Source organism: Klebsiella sp. RCJ4 (assembly GCF_009025755.1).
GTDB lineage: Bacteria > Pseudomonadota > Gammaproteobacteria > Enterobacterales > Enterobacteriaceae > Klebsiella > Klebsiella michiganensis.
Window position 1 is genome coordinate 194,101 of record NZ_WCIN01000040.1, and the last position, 20,121, is coordinate 214,221.

A 20,121-nucleotide genomic window follows, 5' to 3' on the forward strand; every position below is an offset into this window, starting at 1 on the left:
GATCAAACGATAACGCGAAAAGGCAGTGGCAGGAATGGCAAAAAGCAGGTCGGTCTATCTGCATCCGCAGCAGCGCGAGCGGATTCATCAGTTTTCCCGTAGCTGGCTGTGGCGCAGCGAGCTGCCCACCTGGCTACTGATCGTTGCCGTCTACGGCGGCTGGTTTGCCTCGCTGGCCTGGTGGCGCGAGCTGGGCATTTTCCCCGCCACGCTGCTGCTCATCTGGTTCACCGCCTGGTATATGTCATTGCAGCATGAGCTTATTCACGGTCACCCCACGTCGCGACCATGGTTTAACCAGCTGCTGGGGACCCTGCCGCTGGCGGTCTGGTATCCCTACGGGCTGTACCGCGACTCGCACCTGGCGCACCATCATCATCATTTGCTGACGCAGCCGGTTGACGATCCGGAATCCTACTATTTTACGCCGCAGAGCTGGCAGCGTTTTGCCCCCTGGCAGCGCAGCCTTATTCATCTGCGCAATACGTTTATCGGCAGGCTGCTGGTGGCGCCGCTGCTGGATATTGCCCAGACGCTCGGCAGCGCGCTGGCGGCATTTCGACACCGGCGGGTGAACACAATAGCGATGTGGCTGGTTCACGGCCTGCTGCTGGCGGCGCTGTTCGCGTGGATGAATCACCTCGGCTTTTCGCCGCTTTACTTCGTGCTGGCTATCAGCTACCCGGCGCTGGCGTTGACCAAAGTGCGCTCTTTCCTTGAACACCGCGCCGCGGACGATCCGCTGGCCCGTTCGGTGATTAACGAGGCGGGGCTGGTCTGGCGGGTGCTGTTCCTCAATCTCAACTACCATTCAGTGCATCACGATTTGCCGGGGGTACCGTGGTACGGGCTGCGAAAAATCTATCTGCATAATCAGGCGGAGTATCAGCGGCGCAACGCCGGGTTTGTGGTGCGCGGCTACGGTGAATGGCTGCGGCATTTTTTTGCCAGACCGGTGGCGGTGAATGCCCATCCCGGGTTCAACCAGCAGGGTAAGGCGGATGAAGAGCATGAGTGAAAGGCTGGCGTTTCCGATGTACGCGGTGAATGACGAGGATACTCAGGCGCTCTGGCGGGCGGTGCGGCAGCTGCTGGCGGCCCGCGGCGTGGTGGAGGAGGATACGCTGTCGTATCAGGTACCTGAGGATCTGCTGACGCACTGGCGCCATCCGGCGCTGCTGTTGAGCCAGACCTGCGGTTATCCGCTGATGACGCGGCTGCCGGCAGTGCAAACGGTCGGCTGTTTTCACTATTCGGCGCCCGGATGCGAAGGGCGGAACTACCGCAGCCTGCTGGCGGTACGTGAGGCGGACTGTGGTCAGACGCTGGCGGATTTTCGCGGGCGCCTGGTCGTGTGCAATTCGCCGGATTCCCAGTCCGGCTATAACGTGCTGTTAAAAATGGTCGCGCCGCTGTCGCTCGATGGGCGTTTCTTCTCGGCGGTCGCGTTTAGCGGCAGCCATCGCCAGTCGCTGCGTGAACTTCAGCAGGGGACGGCGGATATTGCCGCCATTGATTGCGTGACCTGGGCGCTGCTGCAGCGTCATCAGCCGGAGGCGCTGGCGGGGCTGGCGGTGATTGCGCGCAGCCCGCTCGCCCCGGGTCTGCCGCTGATTACGTCGGCGACGACGTCCGCAGCGACGCTGGGGCTGCTGAGAGAGGCGTTGCAGCAGCTGGTGAGCGATGAACGCTACCGGCCGCTTTGCGAAGCGCTGTTTATCTGCGGCTACAGCGATATGCGGCGCGCGGACTATCAGCCCCTGCTGGCGTGGCGTGATGAGGCGGCGGCCAGGGGCGTCGTGCGGCTGTAGGCGCCAATTTCCCCGGGCCGCGGCGCAAGCGCCTTGCCCGGGCTACCCGATCGCAGACGGTTGTGAACCCGTAGCCCGGCTAAGCGCAGCGCAAGCCGGGGAGAAACCGCACCGAGGTTTCAGACACAGCACCTTCCCCGGAGGCGGCGCGTTGCGCCTGTCCGGGCTACCGATCCGCAGACGGTTGTGAACCCGTAGCCCGGCTAAGCGCAGCGCAAGCCGGGGAGAAACCGCACCGAGGTTTCAGACACAGCACCTTCCCCGGAGGCGGCGCGTTGCGCCTGTCCGGGCTACCCGATCGCAGGCGGTTGTGAACCAGTAGCGCGGCTAAGCGCAGCGCAAGCCGGGAAGAAAACCGCAGCAAAGCATCCGGCAGCGCCCCTTCCCCGGAGGCGGCGCGTTGCGCCTGTCCGGGCTACCGGATCGCAGACGGTTGTGAACCCGTAGCCCGGTCAGCGCAGCGCCACCGGGGAACAGCCGCGCTATGAAGCCAGCGGTTTGCCATCCCGGCGGGCGAAGCGGTTTTCGACGACCGGCAGACCCAGCTTCTCGCGCAGCGTGCCGGTCGGATAGCGATCCCGCATCGCGCCGCTGCGCTGCAGAATCGGCACCACCTGCTCAACGAAGCGGTCGAAGTCCCCCGGCAGCAGCGGGAACATCAGGTTAAAACCATCGGCGGCGCCGGCGCGCCAGGTTTCCGTCAGCGCGCTGGCGATCTCCTCGGCGCTGCCGATGAGCAGCCAGCTATCGGAGCTTTGCAACAGCAGCTTGCCCAACGCCAGGATCGTCAACTGCGGATCGTAATCACGAATCAGCCTGAGGGCGGTGCGGATCCCATCAAAGGTCTCTTCCTCCGGCAGCGGCGGCAGCGGTTGGTCGACGGGATAAGCGGATAAATCCATGCGCAGATAGGAAGAGAGCAGGTCGATGGCCATCTGGTCGCTCATTAGCTGCTCGTTAAGCCGCTGGCGCTCTTCCTTTTCCGCGTTTGAATTCACCACCACCGGTAAAACGCCGGCGATGATTTTGAAATGCGCCGGATCCCGGCCGTGGCTGCGCAAACGCTGGTTCATCTCTTCGCGGTAGGCCAGCCCCTCAGCGATAGATTTGATAAACACAAAATGCATATCTGACCAGGCGGCGGCGAGGTTTTTACCCGCCTCCGACGAGCCGGCCTGCACCAGGACCGGGTGCCCCTGCGGCGGGCGAGGGACGTTCAGCGGCCCGCGCACGCGGAAGAACTCGCCCGCGAAATCAAGATGATGCACCTTGCTGGAATCGGCAAACAGCCCGCTGGCTTTGTCATAGCGCACCGCGCCGTCTTCCCACGAGTCCCACAGCTGAGTGACCACATCAATAAACTCACCGGCGCGCTGGTAGCGGCTGCCGTGCTGCGGCAGGTGGTCAAGGCCGAAGTTGGCCGCCTCCTCCTCCAGCCATGAGGTGACGATATTCCAGCTGGCCCGCCCGTTGCTGAGAAAATCGAGGGAGGCAAAATAGCGGGCGAGATTATAGGGCTCGTTATAAGAGGTGGACGCCGTGCCCATCAGGCCGATATGTTCCGTCACCGCCGCCAGCGCCGAGAGGAGAGTGATGGGCTCCAGCCGGGCGTTAGCGTAGTGGGTTAAGCCGCTGGGCACCGTGTCCCAGATAGCGATATGGTCGGCGATAAAAATGGCGTCGAGCGTCGCGGCCTCCGCTTTACGGGCCAGATCGGCATAGTACTTGAGGCTGAAAATTTCCTTCTCCGGCGCCTGCGGGTGACGCCAGGAAAAGCGGTAGTCACCCTGGGGATTGAAGAAGAAAAGGTTCAGGATCATAGGATTATTTGGCATTTTCTCGGCTCAGTTGGAGGTGATGCCTTCCCTGGCATGGCGGCAATCAGTTGCCGTTGAGGTGCGTTTTGACCCACTGTTCGGCCACCGCCGCCGGATCTTTATGCTGCAGATCGACCTGCTGGTTAAGTTCGATCAGCGCGGCGTTGTTCAGCTTGCCGGAGACCTCATTGAGCACTTCGCTGATTTTCGGCGTCAGGCTGGCTTTGCGCACCAGCGGCACCACGTTCTGGCTCGGCTGCTCATGCTTATCATCCTCCAGGACCACCCAATCCTCTTTCGCGAGGTTGCCCTGAGTGGAGACGACCGTGGCGACGTCGATTTTGCCGGAGTTCAGCGCCAGACGGGTCAGCGGCCCGCCCATATCCAGAGATTTCACCGCCTTAAATTCAAGTCCGTAGACGCGCTTAAGGCCCGGCAGGCCCAGGGCGCGCACCGGGAATTCCGGCGGGCCGCCGATAGTCAGCTGATGGGCCACGGGCTGCAGGTCGGAAAGCTTGCTGAGGTGATATTTTTTTGCCGTTTCCGCGCGCACGGCCCAGGCGGTAATGGACGAGGCCGGGGAGGGGGTGAGCAGCGTAAAGTCCGCCGGCAGCGCTTTAGCTAACTCAGCGCTAACGTCGCTCTGGCTGGTAGCCAGCGTTTTGCCGTCATAATAGTTCAGCAGGGCACCGAGATATTCCGGAACAATATCAATTTCGCCGCTCTGCAGCGCCGGAATAATAATCTCGCGATTGCCGAGATTAAGACGGGTTTTCACCGCAATATCGTTTTTCTTTAGCGCGCTGGCGTAAATATTGGCAAGGATTGAACTTTCGGTGAAATTCGCTCCGCCAATGGTGACGTCCTGCGCCAGGGCGTTAAAACTTAAGCTTAATAATCCCGCGGTGAATACCGAAAGACGCAAGCGGCGACGATACGCGGAAATGCTAAATAGCTGCTTCATAATACCTCTTTACCTGCAGGTGGTTTTTTGTTGTTGGGAAATTAATTTATTTGCGTGACCGGCGCCGGAACGATGCGCCGGGAGAGTAATGAAAAAAGCAGCTCGCAGCCGATGGCCAGCAGCGATACCACCAGCGAACCGGCAATGACCTGGGGAATATCGCGCTGGCCAAGTCCGTCGATCAGAAAGCGCCCGAGGCCGCCAAGCCCGGCGTAGGCGGCGACGACGGCGGTCGCGATCAGCTGTACCAGCGCGGTCCGCAGGCCGGCGAGTATCAGCGGCGCGGCGAGCGGTATCCGCAGCTGCCACAGGCTCTGGAGTGGCGTCATGCCCAGCGCTTTTGCCGCATCGCACAACTGACGGTCGGCATGATAAATGCCAACCCAGGCGTTGGTGAGGATCGGCGGAATCGACATCGCCACCAGCGCGGTAAAGACCGGAATATCATTAAAGCCAAACACAATAATGCATAAAAGAATTAAACCTAAAGAGGGAATGGCGCGACCAATATTAAACAGATTAATAATCACAAACGCGCCCTTGCGCCAGTAGCCGAGAATAATCCCCAGCGGCAGCGCAATCGCCGAGGCAACGACGATGCTAATCAGCACATAATAAAGATGCTCGCGCAGGCGAAGTAATATTCCCGCGTCGCCTGTCCAGTGCTGCGGTTGTAATAACCAGTGAAATGTTGCTTGCAGGATATCCATTAGCGGGCCCACGGCGTTAGCCAATAGCCGACGCGGGCAATCAGCGAATCCAACAGCAGAGATAGCACAACGCTGAGCACCAGGCTGACCGCGATAGGCGTGACAAAGTTCTGGTTAAACCCGGCTAACAGAAGCTGCCCGAGACCGCCCTGGCCAATTAAGGCGGTGACCGTCACCAGCCCGACCAGCGTCACCGAAGCGATGCGTAACCCGGCGAACAGCGAGGGCAGCAGCAGATGCAGCTCTATATCGACAAAACGAAACCAGCGGGTATAGCCCAGCGCGCGCGCAGACTCCAGCACCGTCGCCGGGAGTTTCTCTATTCCGGCGATAACGTTGCGCAGCAGGATCAGCAGCGAGTAGAGCGTCAGGCCGATGATTGAGGTCATCAGCGACAGTCCGGTAAACGGCAGTAATAGAATAAACAGCGCCAGAGACGGGATGGTGAACAGTATCCCGCACAGGTAGATCAGCGGCTGGGCGGCCGCGGGCCAGCGCAGCGTCAGGCTAATCAATACGCCGGTGAAAAGGGTGCCGAAAAACAGCGCAACGATCACCAGCTGTACATGCTGCCAGAGCAGTTCACCGATCATGATTTTGTTGTCGAGGATCCACGGCCAGTCAATCATAGCGGCGAAGATCCACGTGGCCTTCCAGCACGTTCTGCAGCAGAGCGTGGGAGATGCTGCCCTGATATTCACCGTCGGTATCGACATGAACCACTACGCCGCCGGGCGCATCCAGCAGCGCGCTGTAGGCAAAGCGCAGCGTGTTGATGGCCGCCAGCGGCGCGTCGACCGGCAGCGTCCGGCGCTTAACCGGATCGAACCAGTTCAGCGGACGCCGTTTTTTGTCCAGCACCAGGCGCAGCGGACTGGCGACCGGCGGATGCGGGCTGGCGATGGGGGAGAGGCTCTCATCAATAAGCGGCACGTCATGACGCGGGAGCTGTCCGACCTGAATTCTCCCCAGCCGCTGCAGATTCGGTTCGGGGCCGATAAAACGGCGCACAAAGTCGCTGGCCGGATGCGACAAAATATGGTCAGGCGTGGCGAACTGCGCCAGCTCGCCGCCCTCCTGGAAGATAGCGATTCTATCGCCAAGGCGAATAGCTTCATTGATATCATGGGTCACCAGGACGATCGTTTTGCGCAGGCGCTGTTGCAGCAACAGCAGCTCGTCCTGCAGGCGCTCGCGAACCACCGGGTCGATGGCGGCGAAAGGTTCGTCCATCAGGAGAATAGGCGGATCGGCGGCCAGCGCTCTGGCGATCGCTACGCGTCCCTGCTGGCCACCGGAAAGCTGGTGCGGATAGCGGGGCAGGACGTTGCGGTCGAGAGACATCAAATCCACTAATTCGTCGATGCGCGCCTGGATATGCTTTTTGCTCCAGCCGAGAAGGCGCGGAACCGTGGCTATATTTTGCGCGACCGTACGATGCGGAAAGAGGGCGGCGCTTTGCATGACAAAGCCAATTTGGCGGCGCACCTGAATAATATCGGCAGCGGCAAGCTTAACGCCCTGAACGTATACGTCACCGGCGTCAGGAATATCCAGCTGATTAATCATCCGCAGAATGGTTGTTTTTCCGCACCCGCTGGGGCCAACGAAAGTGCACAGCTCGCCGCTATTAATCACCAGATTAAGGCCGCGAATAGCCGCATGCGCGCTGCCGGGGTAGGTCTTGCGAATATTATCGAGTTTAATCATAAAGCCGTTGCGCCCTGAATGTTCTTTCATGAAAAGCATGAATAGAGCACAAGCTACAGAGGCGGTGATTAACGAGCAAATATGATATTTGCATTTGCAATGCCGCGATTCGAATTAAAGCGTCGACGTCAATCAGCGTGCGGGAGAGATTCGGTAAAAGGGCTGGCGAGCGGGCGAGTTAAAACCCGCTGGGGCTTATCGCATCGATCCGCTCTCCGCTAACCGGATGCACGAAATGCAGTTCGCTGGCGTGCAGCATCAGGCGCGGCGCCTGTTCTGTTCCCGGAAGCAACAGACCGCCGTACAGATCGCAGCCCAGAATAGGGTGGCCAAGCCACTGGCAGTGGATACGCAGCTGATGGGTGCGGCCGGTTTCCGGCGTCAGCTGGACCCGCGTCACCGGCACGCTACCTTGATAGCGCAGGCGCTCAACCACCCGATAGCCGGAGCGGGCAGGCTTGCCGCGGCGCGGGCAAATCGTCATCAGCGGAAACAGCGCCGGATCTTTGGCTATCGGAGCGTCAACGGTTCCTTCATCATCCGCCAGATGCCCGCACAGCAGCGCGCTGTAGACTTTGCTCACCGCACGCTGGCTGAACTGCTGGCAGAGCGCGGCGTTGATGGCCTTGTTGCGCGCAATCACCATCAGTCCGGAGGTGCCGAAATCAAGACGATGCGCCAGAGTGCAGCCGGGAAACCGCTGTACCAGCCGATAATGCACCGAGTCGAGATTACGCGGATTTTTCCCCGACAGACTCAGCAGGCCCGAGGGTTTATCGATCAGCAGCAGATGGTCATCCTCGTAGAGGATGTCGATTTCAGCGTGGCACGGCGGGGCGATAAAGGTATCGATAATCGTAGACATCAGGCTGCACGGAGAGGGAGTGGATGCGGATGATAGCGAATTTCCCGCCGCCATGCGAGTTATGCGGTCACGGTATTCATAGACTTAATATGCTGCCAGAAGCGCTCGGCTGACTGGTTGAGCCGCGCGCCGGAGCGGTAAATATAGGCGCCGATCGGCAGCGACAGGCTCTCATCCATAATCGTCAGGCGACCCTCCTCAAGCTCGCGCTTGATAGAGTACTGCGGCAGCCAGCCCACGCCGTCGCCATTGAGGATCATGCGTTTTAACAGCTCGCTCATCGAGGAGACAAAGGTCAGCGAGAAGGTGATCTCCGGCTTGCGGTCGATCACCTGATTCACCTGGCGCCCCATATAGCTGTCGTTGGCGTATTTCATCAGCGGCAGCACCCCGCGGTGTAAATGAAAAAGCGGCCTGCCGTGTTTATCGCAGGGAGAAACGAGGTGCAGCGCCGAGTCAAAAATTTTGTGATTGATAAACGGATAGTTCATCAGCTCTTCATTATAAAACGACAGGATAAAATCACTTTTGCCTTCTTTCAGGTTGAACACCGCATCGTTGACGTTAATCGATTCAACATGAAAAGTTTTATTCTTTCGGTCGGTATAACCGGCGATGATTTCCGGAAGTAATAAAACGGAAAGCGACGGCGCCGCGTCGATTCTTATTTTCTGGGTGGTGTTGTTCAGCCCTTTAATTCGGCTAATCTGGAAGTCCATGTCGTCGAGCATATTTCGCGCATAGCCGACAAAAATCTTCCCGCGGTTGGTCAGCTGCAGCGGGTTTGCCGAACGGTCGAAGATGCTGAAGCCCAGCGACGCCTCGAGCGCCTGGATGCGGCGGCTGAAGGAGGACTGGGAAATATTGCGGCTTTTTGCCGCCAGGGTAAAGCTTCTGGATTCCTCAAGGGCAATCACATCGTAAAGCCATTTTACTTCAAGATTCGCCAGCACCGATCCGTTCCTCTGCCCTGCAATAATAGCTATGCAATTTTAGCATGATGTATAGAAACTATGCAATTAACATAATTATCTACAGGTGTTAACATTTTTTGCAGAGTTAGCTTATGACTTATTCGTGCAAACGATATTTCTAAAGTTCAGGCGACACCCTACACGAGCACGATTTTACATCGCCGGCTCTGGTCTGTTCATCCTGTTTATTTAATTTCACGATGGTTTTTTTATTAAAATAAATCCATCCGCTTAGCTGACAGGTTGAAATACCCTAATAGCATCTTATCCAGCCAATAGTTTGTCAGGAGTGCCATGTCACGTATTGAATCAGTAAAAGACGCTCTTCTTTCGCTCGGTATTCAGGAGAGCAGCGAGCTGTTTTATAACCCCGATTACGACTTGCTGATTGCGCATGAAACCAGCCCGGAATTAACCGGCGCGGCGCGCGGCGTCATGACCGAGTCCGGGGCCGTTGCCGTGGATACCGGGATCTTTACCGGGCGCTCGCCGCGCGACAAATATATTGTCAGGGACGATCTGACGCGGGACACCGTCTGGTGGGCCGATTCCGGCCTTGGCCGCAACGACAATAAGCCGCTATCCACCGAGATATGGGCAGATCTGAAGGCGCTGGTCGCCGGACAGCTGAGCGGCAAGAAATTATATGTCGTTGATGCGTGGTGCGGCGCCAGCCCGGCAACGCGCCAGGGCGTCCGCTTCGTCACCGAAGTGGCCTGGCAGGCGCACTTTGTCAAAAACATGTTTATTGCGCCGAGCGCAGAGGAGCTGGCTGAATTTACGCCGGACTTCGTCGTCCTCAACGGCGCGGGCTGCACCAACGATAAATGGCAGGAGCAGGGGCTCAACTCCGAGAACTTTGTCGCGTTTAACCTGAGCGAAAAAATTCAGCTGATCGGCGGCACCTGGTACGGCGGCGAGATGAAAAAAGGCCTCTTCTCGGTGATGAACTACCTGCTCCCGCAGCAGGGCATCGCCTCGATGCACTGCTCGGCGAACCGCGGTGAAGCGGGGGACGTGGCCCTGTTCTTCGGTCTTTCCGGCACCGGTAAGACCACGCTTTCCACCGATCCGCTGCGTCAGCTGATCGGCGATGACGAGCACGGCTGGGATGATGACGGCGTGTTCAACTTCGAAGGCGGCTGCTATGCCAAGACGATTAATCTTGACCCGCAGGCCGAGCCGGAAATCTATCGCGCGATTCGTCGTAACGCGCTGCTGGAAAACGTGGTGGTCAGAGCCGATGGCAGCGTGGATTACGCCGATGGCAGCAAGACCGAAAATACCCGCGTCTCTTATCCGCTATCGCATATTGAAAACATCGTGAAACCGGTGTCGCGTGCGGGCCATCCGTCGAAGGTGATTTTCCTTGCCGCCGATGCCTTTGGCGTCCTGCCGCCGGTATCCCGTCTGACGACCGAGCAGATGCAGTATCACTTCCTGTCCGGCTTTACCTCGAAGCTGGCCGGTACCGAACGCGGCATTACTCAGCCCACGCCAACGTTCTCCGCCTGCTACGGCGCGGCGTTCCTGCTGCTGCACCCGACGCAGTACGCCAGCGTTCTGGCGGCCAAAATGGCGGAGGCCGGCGCCGAGGCCTGGCTGGTTAACACCGGCTGGAACGGCGAAGGCAAGCGCCTTTCGCTGCGCGACACGCGCAATATCATCAGCGCGATTTTAAACGGGACCACCGGCGAGCTGCGCGAAGAAACGGTACCGGTATTCGGTCTCGCTATCCCGCAAAGCGTGCCTGGCGTGGACAGCGCGCTGCTTGACCCGCGTAGCGGCTGGCCTTCTGCCGACAAATGGCAGGAGAAGGCCGAGAGTCTGGCGCAACTGTTTATGGATAACTTTAAGCAATATACCGATACCGATGCCGGCGCCCGGCTGGCGTTAGCCGGCCCAACGCTGACAAAATCAGCCGTCACCGCCTAAACTCTTTTTTCAGTGACCAACCCGGGCAGCCGCCCGGGTTTTTTACGTCAGCCCTCGCCGGGGGAGTGGCGCAGGAACTTGACTCTGCCTGGTTAGCGATTATAAATAAAGGGATGCAGGGCTAAGTATTGGGGCTAAATAATTTCATGACATCATTGTTATGAGAATTATCCTGGCAACCCTGCGGCGAAGACTTCCCCGATACGCTGATATTAATAAATAAAGGAATGACTATGAAACTCTGGAGTAAAACGCTGATCGCTTCTGCCGTTTGTTTAATTCTCGCCGGCTGTGATGATTCATCAAAAGTTGATGCAAATCTGGATAAAGCAAAAGATAACGCGCAGCAAATTAAAGAGGCGGCGTCCGATAAAGCCGAAGCAATTAAGGATGAAGCGGATAAACACATTGATACGATAAAAAAACAGGCGGCGGACGAGGCGAACAATCTCAGCAGCCAGGCCTCCAGCATCAAGGCGGAAGCGGATAAAAAAGCGGAAGCTATCGCTCAGCAAGCCCAGGCCCAGGCTGATGCCGTTAAGCAGGATGCCCGGCAGAAAAGCGACCAAATCGTGCAGGAAGCGGGAAAAATTAAAGACAGCGCGATTGTTGATGCCAATAACCTGGCCAACGATGCGGCGAATAAAACCAAAGAGATTAAAGAGAGTATCGCTCCCGCTAAAACCGCAGAAGAGGCGGCCGACTCCAGCCAGCCGTCATCGCACTAATTATTTATCGTCTTCCAGCCTTATCGCCACACTATCTTCAGCTCGTTGGTTCGCTGAAGATAGTGTGGATTCAGCCTGTTACCCGTGGTTCACCCAGACTAATTTTTCTACCGGGAAGCCGAGATCCCGCGCGATGCGCAGATACTCCTGCTTAATGGATTCCGGGATGGTCGGCGTGCGCGACAGGATCCACAGATAGCCGCGATCGGGACCGCTGACCAGCGCATACTGATACTGGCTATCCAGGGCGATCACGTTGTAGCCGCCGTAAAACGGGCCAAAGAAGGAGACTTTCAGCGCGGCGGTGGTCGGCGCCGCGGTAAAATACGCTTTACCTTCGCTCTCGCTCCATTTCTGTTTCCGCGGATCGTAACCGCGGTTAACCACGCTGATGCCGCCATCGCTGCGCTGACCATACGTTGCGGTAACCCGCTCAAGACCGCGTTCAAAACGATTCTCGAGCCGGGCAACCTCATACCATTTCCCCAGATAACGGCTTGCGTCAAAGTTATTTATCGGCTGGACCCCCTTGGGCGGAGTGGGGGATTTACAGGCGACAAGCGTCAGGGCGATAGCCACACCCGTCAGAACTGGCCATATCTTCATGTGAATTCCTTTTGTGAACGCGGAGGAAAATAAGTATAGCGCAAGCGCGCGGGCCTTTATTCACGCCCCAGCGATGCACCTTATATTCAGATAATTCTATCACTGCGAATGGGCTGTTGCCCTGCTCGCTATTTTCCTCGTCCTGCTTCCGTTAAGGCGATTATCACAAAAAGTTGAATATATTTTAGCAGCCCAGGTGCTAACGTTTGAACGTTATTATTCACAACGGGAAAACATCGTGAAAAAATTATCCAGTCTGATTCTGTTATCTGCTATGTCTGTGGCTCCAGCCGCATTTAGCGCCCCCGTCGGGACGCTCAGCGTACATATTCTCAATCAGCAGACGGGTCTGCCTTCATCGGGCGTGACGGTCACCCTTGAAAAACAGCAGGCGAATAAATGGACAGCGCTGGCCACCGGCGTCACCGACAACGATGGTCGTATTGAATCGCTCTATCCAGCTGAAGGGGATATGCAGCCGGGGATTTATAAAGTGACCTTCAAAACCGGCGATGACTTCAGCAAACAGAAACTGGCCTCGTTTTTCCCCGAGATCCCGGTTCTCTTCACCGTCACGCGCACCAATGAAAAGCTGCATATTCCACTGCTGCTCAGCCAGTATGGTTACTCCACCTATAAAGGCAGCTAATCGCTACGTCCATCCTGAATAAGCAAAAAGCCTGCGCGCAAGCAGGCTTTCATCGGGCGACTATCGGGAGATAGCCGTGCTTAGTGATTCTGCTGGAGGATCCTTAAAAAATCCTCTTTATTAGCAATCAACGACAGCGCTCTGGCGATGACTTCATCGCTAAAGATCGACGCCACCTCTCTCAGCACATCGATGTGCTCGCTCTCTTTAGCAATCACGCCAATGGCAATAAACATGACGTTATTTCTGTCCCAGATCACGCCGTCAGGGAATTGATAAATCTCCACCCCCGTTTTGACAATGATGCTGGTGGCTGATTTAGGCAGGTGCGGCAGCGTAATGCCATTGCCTAAAAAGGTGGAGACCTGACGCTCTCTTTCAGCAAGAAACGCCACGCAATCTTCGCTGACGTACCCTCTGGACTTAAAGTCCGCGCCAATCATGGCCAGGACTTCTGCTTTATTTTTCGCCCGGCACGACAGATGGAGATTATCCTGCGTAATAGTATCGATCATAATCCGTTTTCCTTAGTGGCCGTATTGAATCCCGCTGCAGATTTATTTGCTGAAAGCTCCTCTTCCAGCTGCTCCAGCGATTTATTGGACGTTTCAGGCAGCGCCGCGATGACAAAAACAATCGCCAGGTAGTTAATCGCGGCAAAAATCAGGAATACCGGACCTAACCCGAGCTTGGCCTGCAATAATGGGAACAGATAGCTGACGATGGCGTTCATCACCCACATGAAAAATACCGATATGCCCATCGACAGTCCGCGGAACTTGAGCGGGAACAGCTCAGCCAGCACCACCCAGGTGATAAAGCCCATCGTTCCCTGCATAACGCCAACGAACATCGCGCCGAGCAGCCAGATGGCCGTGGCTTTGATGTCGCCGACCAGCGTGTAGTCTACGCCGGCAATGATAAGGTGCAGGGTAGCCATGATCGCGAAACCATAAATAATGATGGTTTTACGTTTAAAACGATCGACGAGGTACAGCACGCCAAATAGCATGCCGCCGACGGAGAACACGCCATTGAGTACGTTGCAGATGAGGGAGGTTCTTTCTGAGAATCCGGCGCTGCTGAGGATCTCAGTACCGTAGTACATAATGACGTTGACCCCGGTGGTCTGCTGCAGCGCCGCCCAAATGACGCCCACCAGCAGGAGTTTGAAAATCCATGGCGTCTGGAGAATGGTGACAAAGGCGTTCTGCGCATGAAGCTTTTTGTCCGCTTCGGCCTTAATTAAGGTGGTGATATCGTTGAATTCTTTGGTTGCGCGTTCCAGAGGGCGGATTTGCTTTAATATTTCCAGCGCTTCTTCATGACGGTTTTTACTGATCAGCCAGCGCGGGCTTTCCGGCGATCGCAGCATACCGATAAACAGGCAGATGGCGGGAATGGTCTGCACCATCAGCATATAGCGCCAGACGTCGGGGAGATGGCCCCAGAGGATGCCAATAATGGCGTTGATGGCAAATGCGGCGAGCTGCCCGATAACAATGGCGACTTCGTTTAAGCCGGTTAGTTTACCGCGCATTTCGGTTGGCGCCACTTCGGAAATAAAGGTGGGGGCGGTCACCGAGGCGCCACCCACGGCATAGCCGAGGATGAAACGTGAAATAAGCAGTACGGTGATATCCGGCGCCAGAGCGGACATTAATGCGCCGATGAAAAAGATGAAGGATAAAAAGAGCAGGTACTTTCTTCTGCCAAAGAAGTCCGCGAATTTTCCCCCGAATACGCTGCCTAACGCGGCGCCGATCAGCAATACGCTCATGACCAGACCTTCGGTAGTCGGGGTCAGGGCCATATATTGTTTCAGAGAGGAAAATGCGCCATTAATAACGCCGGTGTCATAACCGAATAGCAGGCCGCCAAATGTCGCAACCAGGGTTATCTGGTGTAATCGTTTTCTCTGCTGTAGGTTCAGATTCATAATAAGAGACATTTTTATACCTTTTGTTTTGATTAACGGCACGAGATAAAAACGTGTCATCCCATCCCCGTCACGGCATGCCTTTGCGCCTGGCGAAGCACGGCCGGGATGAAATGTTTTTTTGTTCTTAGTGCAACTATTTAGCGCGATTGCTATGCGCTAAATAAAACCGATCAAAGAGGTTTCTTTTTGATTAATGATGAATCATCGGTAGATGCGGGGCTGGGGCCTCCGGGGTGGTTGACGTTCAGAAAGTCCCCGGTAGCGTGAGGGTGGAAAAGGGGCGGGCCAATATAAACGGTTCGGATAAGTCCTGATCTCACTTCCTTCATTGCATCCTCCGGGGGGTTAGGATTTCTGCTGCGCCATCAAGGCGGGCAGAGTGCGTTTAGTGAGAGATGATTATTACCGCTATAAGTGAAATAAAAATACAAACAGATCACATTTTGAAAGTTTTATTTCGGTTTGATTTTGTGGGCCATGTGTAACAGCCTTGTGTATAGAATGGCTATTTTTATAATTAATTGATATATATGGCAATTTTTAGGATTGTTTACGGGGGACTGGCCCGGTGGCAGGAAGATGAATTGTTAAAATTATGATATATATCACATTTGTTAACATGTTCGTTTATGAAATTTAAATTTCATTATTGCGTCTGTTTTATTTTTTATTCGAAATCGGGGGGCGTCAAAAAGCTTCATCACCTCGATACGCGTTTTGCCGCAGGGTGACGGTTGCGCTCAATGCCCGGCGGCGGCAGGAGCTGCGGATGCACCGCTGGCGTCACCCCGGAAACACAATTGAGAACCGCCAATTATCATAGTGATACGCATGCTCTCGTTTTGATAATCAGCGGCGACCTCATGCGCTTTTTATTCTTTAACCGGCCGCTATTTTTAGATACGCCTCACATAACTCAGCCTGAAATAACCCTTTATTTATAGGTGGCATAGCCATTGCTTTAATCCGTTATCTTTCTTTGTGAGTGGAGACTGAAAAATATGGATACATTACTAGTTGGCAGTGAGGTGCCCCGCGTAGACGGGCTCGCCAAGGTGACGGGTAAAGCGGTCTACGGCGATGACATTATTATGAACAATATGCTGTATGGCGTCTGTCGCTACGTGGATATTCCTGCCGGGCGCATCGATGCGCTCGACCTGTCGGAGGCGGAAAAAGTACCCGGCGTCGTGCGTATTGCCACCTGGAACGATATCCCCGGTCAGCGCAAGCTGGGAGCGATTGTTCCCGATCATCCGCCGATTATCGACAAGGAGATCGCCTACCGCGGCGACGTGGTTGCCGTGGTGGCGGCGGAAACCTACGAGGCAGCCTGCATCGCCGTCGATAAAATCAAAATCACCTACACCCCGTGGGAGCCGATTACCTCCCCGGAAGAGGCGATGAAGCCCGGGGCGCGCCTTATTCACAGCGAACTCGATAGCAATATCATCAACCGCCACCACACGGCGAAGGGCGATATTGATGCCGGTTTTGCCGCCTCCAGCCATATCTTCGAACGTGAGTATGAGGTGGGGTTCCAGGAGCACGGCTATATTGAGCCGGAATCGATTACCGCCTACCTGGACAATAATGAACAGATCATGACCATCGAAGGGTCGATTCAGAACGCTCACCGCACCCGGGCGGTGATTGCCAAATATCTCGACCTGCCCCAGGCGAAGGTCAACATTAAGCGCTCCGTCCTCGGCGGCTCCTTCGGCGGTAAAGATGACATTATCGATAACGTCTCCTGCCGCGCGGCGCTGCTGGTGCACCTGACCGGGCGGCCGGTTAAGATCTCTTATAACCGCGAACAGTCGATGCGCGAGAGCTACAAGCGCCATCCTTATAAGATGAAATACCGCATTGGCGTGGACGACGATGCGCGCATTCAGGCGATTAAAATCGATATTATCGCCGATGGCGGCAGCTACTGCGGCCAGACGGTGTTTGTCACCTGGCGCAGTTCCGTGCAGGCGGCGGGCCCCTACAACATTCCTAACGTACGCGTCGATCTGGTGGGCGTTTACACCAACAACAACTATACCTCGGCCTACCGCGGCTACGGCGCGCCGCAGGTCATTTTCGCCAACGAATCGCTGATGGATGACGTGGCGGGCGAACTGGGCCTGTCGCCCGTTGAGTTCCGCCTGCGCAATATTCTCAAGCAGGGCGATACCAGCATGGCCGGGCAGGTCTTCAGCGAGCATACCGTCTCCGCGCGGGAGGTGCTGGAGAAGACGCTGCTCAAGGCCGAATATGAGGCCAAACGCGAGCACTACAAAAAGCTTAACGCGGAAGGCGGCCCGATCCGCTACGGGATTGGCTTCGCGCTGAGCCACCGCGGCTGCTCTCTGGGGGCCGAGGGGCTGGATGCGTCCTCGGCGCTGATTCAGGTGAATGCCGACGCCAGCGTGAACATCTCCACCTCGGTATCCGAGAACGGGCAGGGGCTGCAGACCACCATGTCGCTGCTGGCGGCGGAAGCGTTCGGTATTGCGCTCGATCGGGTGATGTTTAGCGAACCGGCCACCGCGATGATCGCCGACGGCGGCTCAACGGTCGCTTCGCGCGGTACCCTGATGGGCGGGCAGGCGATTCTGAGCGCGGCGAACAAAATTAAACAACGCATGGCGGACGCCGTCAGGGAAACGCTGAAAGCGCAGAGCATCGACGATATCGCCTGGCAAAATGGCAAGGTGTTCAACCGCCACAGCCCGGAGCTGAGCCTCAGCTTCCAGCAGGTGTGCGATATGACCAGGGCTACCGGGGCAAACCTCTCCGCCTACGGCTGGCACGTGGCGCCGAATATTCACTGGGATGAAGAGAAAGGCTGCGGCAGCCCCTATTTCACCTGGGTGTACGGCTGCCAGCTGGCCGACGTGGCGGTGGATATGCGCACCGGCAAAATCACCGTCAATAACGTCGTCGCCACCCACGATGTCGGTAAAGTCATTAACCCGGTTGGCTTTAGCGGCCAGGTCTACGGCGGCGTGCTGCAGGGGATGATCGGCTACGGCATGCTGGAGGATTTCAACACCGAGCACGGCGTGGTGAAATCGGAAAACTTCGATACCTATCTGCTGCCGACCATCAAGGATATGCCGCACATCGATATCATTGCGGTGGAAAACTACGATAAAGCGGGCCCGATGGGGGCGAAAGTTATCGGCGAACCGGTACTTGAACTGGGCGCTGCGGCTCTCAATAACGCGGTGAGCTTCGCCATCGACCGCCCCAACCGGACCCTGCCGCTGACCCTCGAGCAGGTTCGCCTGGGTTATAACCTCAAGAAGCCTGAGCGCCAGAGCGAGCAGATGCTGGAGTCTGGCGATAAGAAACAGGTTCACCGCCTCAACACCCTGTCGCTGAGCGTCCCGCAAACCCTGAAAGAGGCCCTGACGCTGATGGCCGGGAAGGGGGCAATGCCTATTGCCGGCGGCACCGATGTGCTGGTGCAGGCCCGGATGCTGTCCGGCGAGGTGCCGCTTGTCAACATTGCCGGACTGGCGGAGCTGAAAGAGATTTTTGACGTTGAGGGCGGGATCTCCATTGGCTCCGGCGTCTGCTTTACCGACCTGGTTAAGCATCCGTTGATTCAGCAGCGCTATCCGCTACTGGTTACGGCCTGTAAAACCGTCGGCTCCCTGCAGCTGCGCAACCGGGCAACGATCGGCGGCAATATCGTCAACGCCGCCCCGTGCGCGGACTCCATGCCGCCGCTCATTATCTACGATGCGGAAGTAGAGCTGCGCAGCGCGCGCGGAACGCGCCGGATGCCGGTCAGCGAATTTGTCGTGGGCGGCTATCGCACCCTTCTTGAGCCCGATGAGCTGGTTGTCCGCTTTATCCTGCCGGCGCCGACGCAGCAGCCGCTGATCAATCGCTATCTGCAGCTTGGCCGGCGCAATGCGTTGAACATTACGCGCCAGAGCTTAACCGGGCAGTTTATGGTCGATAAGGGCGTGGTTCGCCTGTGCCGTCTGGTGGATGGCGCGCTGATGGCCAAACCGCAGCGGTTGACTGAGGTTGAGCAGGCGCTCACCGGGAAGGCGTTAGACGCCGCCGCCATTGACTATGCGGCCGGGGTACTGCACGACAAGGTAGAAAAAGCCATCGGCGGACGCTGGTCTGCGCCTTATAAAGTCCCCGTATTTATCGATATGTTCCGGCAGATGCTGCAGGAAGTTATGACAGAGCAGAAAAAATAAGGAGCCATGAACATGAACCATATTGAGCTAAAAGTGAATGGCATCCGCATTGCCCGCGATGTGAAAGACAATGTTCGCCTGATCGATTTTCTGCGCGAGGAGCTGAAGCTCACCGGCACCAAAGAGGGCTGCTCGGTGGGCGAGTGCGGAGCCTGCACCGTGATTATGGACGGCAAATCCGTCTGCTCCTGCCTGCTGCTGGCCGCCCAGTGCAACGGGGCGGAGGTCACTACCGTCGAAGCGCTGCATCACGATCCGGTCGGTAAAAAATTGCAGAACGCCTTTATTCGTCACGGCGGCGTTCAGTGCGGCTTCTGCACGCCCGGCGTGTTGATGAGCGCCAAGGCGCTGCTGGATGCCAACCCGGCCCCCAGCGACGATGAGCTGAAAGAGGCGCTGGAGGGGAATATCTGCCGCTGTACGGGATATCAGCCGATCATTACCTCGATTAAAGCGGTGCTGAAATCCTGATCGCCGCAAGCGCCGCCGTCGCCAGCCGACGGCGGCGTTATATTCGGCTTCAGGGGGAGGATGACGATGAGCAAAAAAATGGATAAACAGTGCGTTATGCTGGCCGCCGGGCTCTCCAGCCGGATGGGCAAATGGAAAATGATGATGCCGTGGGGCGAGGGAACGATTCTCGATAGCGCCCTTGCCAGCGCCCTGGCGTTCTGCGATCGGGTGGTGCTGGTGACGGGGTTTCGCGGCGACGAACTGGCCGCGTGCTATCGGGATCATCCGGGCGTTGAGGTGGTCTTTAACCCGCAATATCAGGACGGTATGTTCTCTTCTATTCAGTGCGGGGTAGGCCATATTCGCGCTTCGCGTTTCTTTCTGGCGCTGGGCGATATGCCGGAGGTCACGCCGGGCGTCTACCGCCGGCTGTGGGCCAACGCCGACGCCGGGAGCTGCATTATACCGGCCTACGATCGCGGTAAAGGCCATCCGGTTCTTCTGCCCCAGCGGGCGATTTCTCTGATTCGTCGCGCGCCGCAAGGGGCCACCCTGCGGGACGTTATCGGTCAGATGGCGGCGCGCGTTATCCCCGTGGCGAATCAGGGGATTCACTGGGATGTTGACACTCCGCAGCAGTATCTTGAGGTCGCGCGCCGCTGCCGCAAAGATCTGGCCGCCGTCGGTTAGCGCTGGCGGAGGGAAGAAGAAAAGACAATATCGCCCCGGAGCGCACAGCGCCG

Annotated in this window: 17 protein-coding genes and 1 pseudogene; 8 read left to right on the top strand and 10 right to left on the bottom strand. The window is 56.9% G+C overall.

Translation table 11 applies throughout. From position 1 onward, the window contains the following. The first annotated feature begins 34 nt into the window (after positions 1-34). Positions 35-1,018 carry a fatty acid desaturase gene (locus F8562_RS18080; RefSeq protein ID WP_014229788.1) on the top strand — a complete coding sequence of 328 codons (984 nt, stop codon included), beginning with the start codon at positions 35-37 and terminating at the stop codon, positions 1,016-1,018. Then, positions 1,011-1,811, top strand: a complete 801-nt coding sequence (locus F8562_RS18085; protein WP_014838789.1) for a phosphate/phosphite/phosphonate ABC transporter substrate-binding protein — start codon at positions 1,011-1,013, stop codon at positions 1,809-1,811. Before F8562_RS18080 ends, F8562_RS18085 begins: the two co-directional genes overlap by 8 nt. Before the next feature lie 482 nt (positions 1,812-2,293). On the opposite strand, the gene F8562_RS18095 is transcribed toward F8562_RS18085, so the two are convergent. The 7 genes from F8562_RS18095 to F8562_RS18125 all read right to left on the bottom strand — a co-directional run bounded on the left by F8562_RS18095 (position 2,294) and on the right by F8562_RS18125 (position 8,830). Beyond that, the gene (locus F8562_RS18095) at positions 2,294-3,646 is read right to left on the bottom strand and encodes an LLM class flavin-dependent oxidoreductase (protein WP_032718839.1); all 1,353 of its coding nucleotides are present in this window, start codon (positions 3,644-3,646) and stop codon (positions 2,294-2,296) included. A gap of 46 nt (positions 3,647-3,692) precedes the next feature. Next, the gene (locus tag F8562_RS18100; RefSeq protein ID WP_014838787.1) at positions 3,693-4,592 is read right to left on the bottom strand and encodes an ABC transporter substrate-binding protein; all 900 of its coding nucleotides are present in this window, start codon (positions 4,590-4,592) and stop codon (positions 3,693-3,695) included. A gap of 41 nt (positions 4,593-4,633) precedes the next feature. Further along, positions 4,634-5,302, bottom strand: a complete 669-nt coding sequence (locus F8562_RS18105; RefSeq protein ID WP_014229784.1) for an ABC transporter permease — start codon at positions 5,300-5,302, stop codon at positions 4,634-4,636. Continuing rightward, positions 5,302-5,931: an ABC transporter permease gene (locus F8562_RS18110; RefSeq protein ID WP_014229783.1), complete on the bottom strand. Its 630-nt coding sequence runs from the start codon at positions 5,929-5,931 to the stop codon at positions 5,302-5,304. The genes F8562_RS18105 and F8562_RS18110 overlap by 1 nt, the downstream gene beginning before the upstream one ends. Beyond that, entirely contained in the window at positions 5,924-7,012 is a 1,089-nt protein-coding gene (locus F8562_RS18115; RefSeq protein WP_025108425.1) for an ABC transporter ATP-binding protein, read from the bottom strand. Before F8562_RS18115 ends, F8562_RS18110 begins: the two co-directional genes overlap by 8 nt. Before the next feature lie 178 nt (positions 7,013-7,190). Next, positions 7,191-7,877, bottom strand: a complete 687-nt coding sequence (locus F8562_RS18120; protein WP_014229781.1) for an RluA family pseudouridine synthase — start codon at positions 7,875-7,877, stop codon at positions 7,191-7,193. A gap of 59 nt (positions 7,878-7,936) precedes the next feature. Beyond that, positions 7,937-8,830, bottom strand: coding sequence for a LysR substrate-binding domain-containing protein (locus F8562_RS18125; protein WP_004851947.1), 894 nt, complete (start codon positions 8,828-8,830; stop codon positions 7,937-7,939). A 315-nt stretch (positions 8,831-9,145) separates the two neighbouring features. Here F8562_RS18125 and pckA point away from each other — a divergent pair, with 315 nt between their 5' ends. Both pckA and F8562_RS18135 read left to right on the top strand, forming a co-directional pair. Then, positions 9,146-10,786, top strand: a complete 1,641-nt coding sequence (gene pckA / locus F8562_RS18130) for a phosphoenolpyruvate carboxykinase (ATP) (RefSeq protein WP_014838785.1) — start codon at positions 9,146-9,148, stop codon at positions 10,784-10,786. 233 nt (positions 10,787-11,019) lie between these two features. After that, positions 11,020-11,514, top strand: coding sequence for a hypothetical protein (locus F8562_RS18135; protein WP_014838784.1), 495 nt, complete (start codon positions 11,020-11,022; stop codon positions 11,512-11,514). Between the two features lie 78 nt (positions 11,515-11,592). Here F8562_RS18135 and F8562_RS18140 read toward each other — a convergent pair whose 3' ends face one another. Then, entirely contained in the window at positions 11,593-12,120 is a 528-nt protein-coding gene (locus F8562_RS18140) for a lipocalin family protein (RefSeq protein ID WP_014229778.1), read from the bottom strand. Between the two features lie 274 nt (positions 12,121-12,394). Here F8562_RS18140 and uraH point away from each other — a divergent pair, with 274 nt between their 5' ends. Continuing rightward, on the top strand, positions 12,395-12,769 hold the full coding sequence (gene uraH / locus F8562_RS18145; protein WP_227633497.1) for a hydroxyisourate hydrolase: 375 nt from the start codon (positions 12,395-12,397) through the stop codon (positions 12,767-12,769). Between the two features lie 80 nt (positions 12,770-12,849). Here the strand turns inward: uraH and F8562_RS18150 are convergent, their stop codons facing one another. Both F8562_RS18150 and F8562_RS18155 read right to left on the bottom strand, forming a co-directional pair. Continuing rightward, positions 12,850-13,284 carry a PTS sugar transporter subunit IIA gene (locus F8562_RS18150; RefSeq protein ID WP_004851939.1) on the bottom strand — a complete coding sequence of 145 codons (435 nt, stop codon included), beginning with the start codon at positions 13,282-13,284 and terminating at the stop codon, positions 12,850-12,852. Beyond that, positions 13,259-14,720 (bottom strand): annotated as a pseudogene (locus F8562_RS18155) (sugar porter family MFS transporter). Before F8562_RS18155 ends, F8562_RS18150 begins: the two are co-directional and overlap by 26 nt. Before the next feature lie 992 nt (positions 14,721-15,712). Here F8562_RS18155 and F8562_RS18160 point away from each other — a divergent pair. The 3 genes from F8562_RS18160 to F8562_RS18170 all read left to right on the top strand — a co-directional run bounded on the left by F8562_RS18160 (position 15,713) and on the right by F8562_RS18170 (position 20,068). Then, positions 15,713-18,925, top strand: coding sequence for a molybdopterin cofactor-binding domain-containing protein (locus F8562_RS18160; protein ID WP_032718842.1), 3,213 nt, complete (start codon positions 15,713-15,715; stop codon positions 18,923-18,925). Positions 18,926-18,937: 12 nt separating this feature from the next. Continuing rightward, positions 18,938-19,396: a (2Fe-2S)-binding protein gene (locus F8562_RS18165; protein WP_009651983.1), complete on the top strand. Its 459-nt coding sequence runs from the start codon at positions 18,938-18,940 to the stop codon at positions 19,394-19,396. Between the two features lie 66 nt (positions 19,397-19,462). After that, positions 19,463-20,068 carry a CTP--molybdopterin cytidylyltransferase gene (locus tag F8562_RS18170; protein WP_014838779.1) on the top strand — a complete coding sequence of 202 codons (606 nt, stop codon included), beginning with the start codon at positions 19,463-19,465 and terminating at the stop codon, positions 20,066-20,068. Positions 20,069-20,121 lie beyond the last annotated feature (53 nt).

Coding starts and splice junctions, on each gene's coding strand:
- F8562_RS18080 (WP_014229788.1), top strand. CDS start 35: ATGGCAAAAAGCAGGTCGGTCTATCTGCATCCGCAGCAGCGCGAGCGG.
- F8562_RS18085 (WP_014838789.1), top strand. CDS start 1,011: ATGAGTGAAAGGCTGGCGTTTCCGATGTACGCGGTGAATGACGAGGAT.
- F8562_RS18095 (WP_032718839.1), bottom strand. CDS start 3,646: ATGCCAAATAATCCTATGATCCTGAACCTTTTCTTCTTCAATCCCCAG.
- F8562_RS18100 (WP_014838787.1), bottom strand. CDS start 4,592: ATGAAGCAGCTATTTAGCATTTCCGCGTATCGTCGCCGCTTGCGTCTT.
- F8562_RS18105 (WP_014229784.1), bottom strand. CDS start 5,302: ATGGATATCCTGCAAGCAACATTTCACTGGTTATTACAACCGCAGCAC.
- F8562_RS18110 (WP_014229783.1), bottom strand. CDS start 5,931: ATGATTGACTGGCCGTGGATCCTCGACAACAAAATCATGATCGGTGAA.
- F8562_RS18115 (WP_025108425.1), bottom strand. CDS start 7,012: ATGATTAAACTCGATAATATTCGCAAGACCTACCCCGGCAGCGCGCAT.
- F8562_RS18120 (WP_014229781.1), bottom strand. CDS start 7,877: ATGTCTACGATTATCGATACCTTTATCGCCCCGCCGTGCCACGCTGAA.
- pckA (WP_014838785.1), top strand. CDS start 9,146: ATGTCACGTATTGAATCAGTAAAAGACGCTCTTCTTTCGCTCGGTATT.
- F8562_RS18135 (WP_014838784.1), top strand. CDS start 11,020: ATGAAACTCTGGAGTAAAACGCTGATCGCTTCTGCCGTTTGTTTAATT.
- F8562_RS18140 (WP_014229778.1), bottom strand. CDS start 12,120: ATGAAGATATGGCCAGTTCTGACGGGTGTGGCTATCGCCCTGACGCTT.
- uraH (WP_227633497.1), top strand. CDS start 12,395: ATGTCTGTGGCTCCAGCCGCATTTAGCGCCCCCGTCGGGACGCTCAGC.
- F8562_RS18150 (WP_004851939.1), bottom strand. CDS start 13,284: ATGATCGATACTATTACGCAGGATAATCTCCATCTGTCGTGCCGGGCG.
- F8562_RS18160 (WP_032718842.1), top strand. CDS start 15,713: ATGGATACATTACTAGTTGGCAGTGAGGTGCCCCGCGTAGACGGGCTC.
- F8562_RS18165 (WP_009651983.1), top strand. CDS start 18,938: ATGAACCATATTGAGCTAAAAGTGAATGGCATCCGCATTGCCCGCGAT.
- F8562_RS18170 (WP_014838779.1), top strand. CDS start 19,463: ATGAGCAAAAAAATGGATAAACAGTGCGTTATGCTGGCCGCCGGGCTC.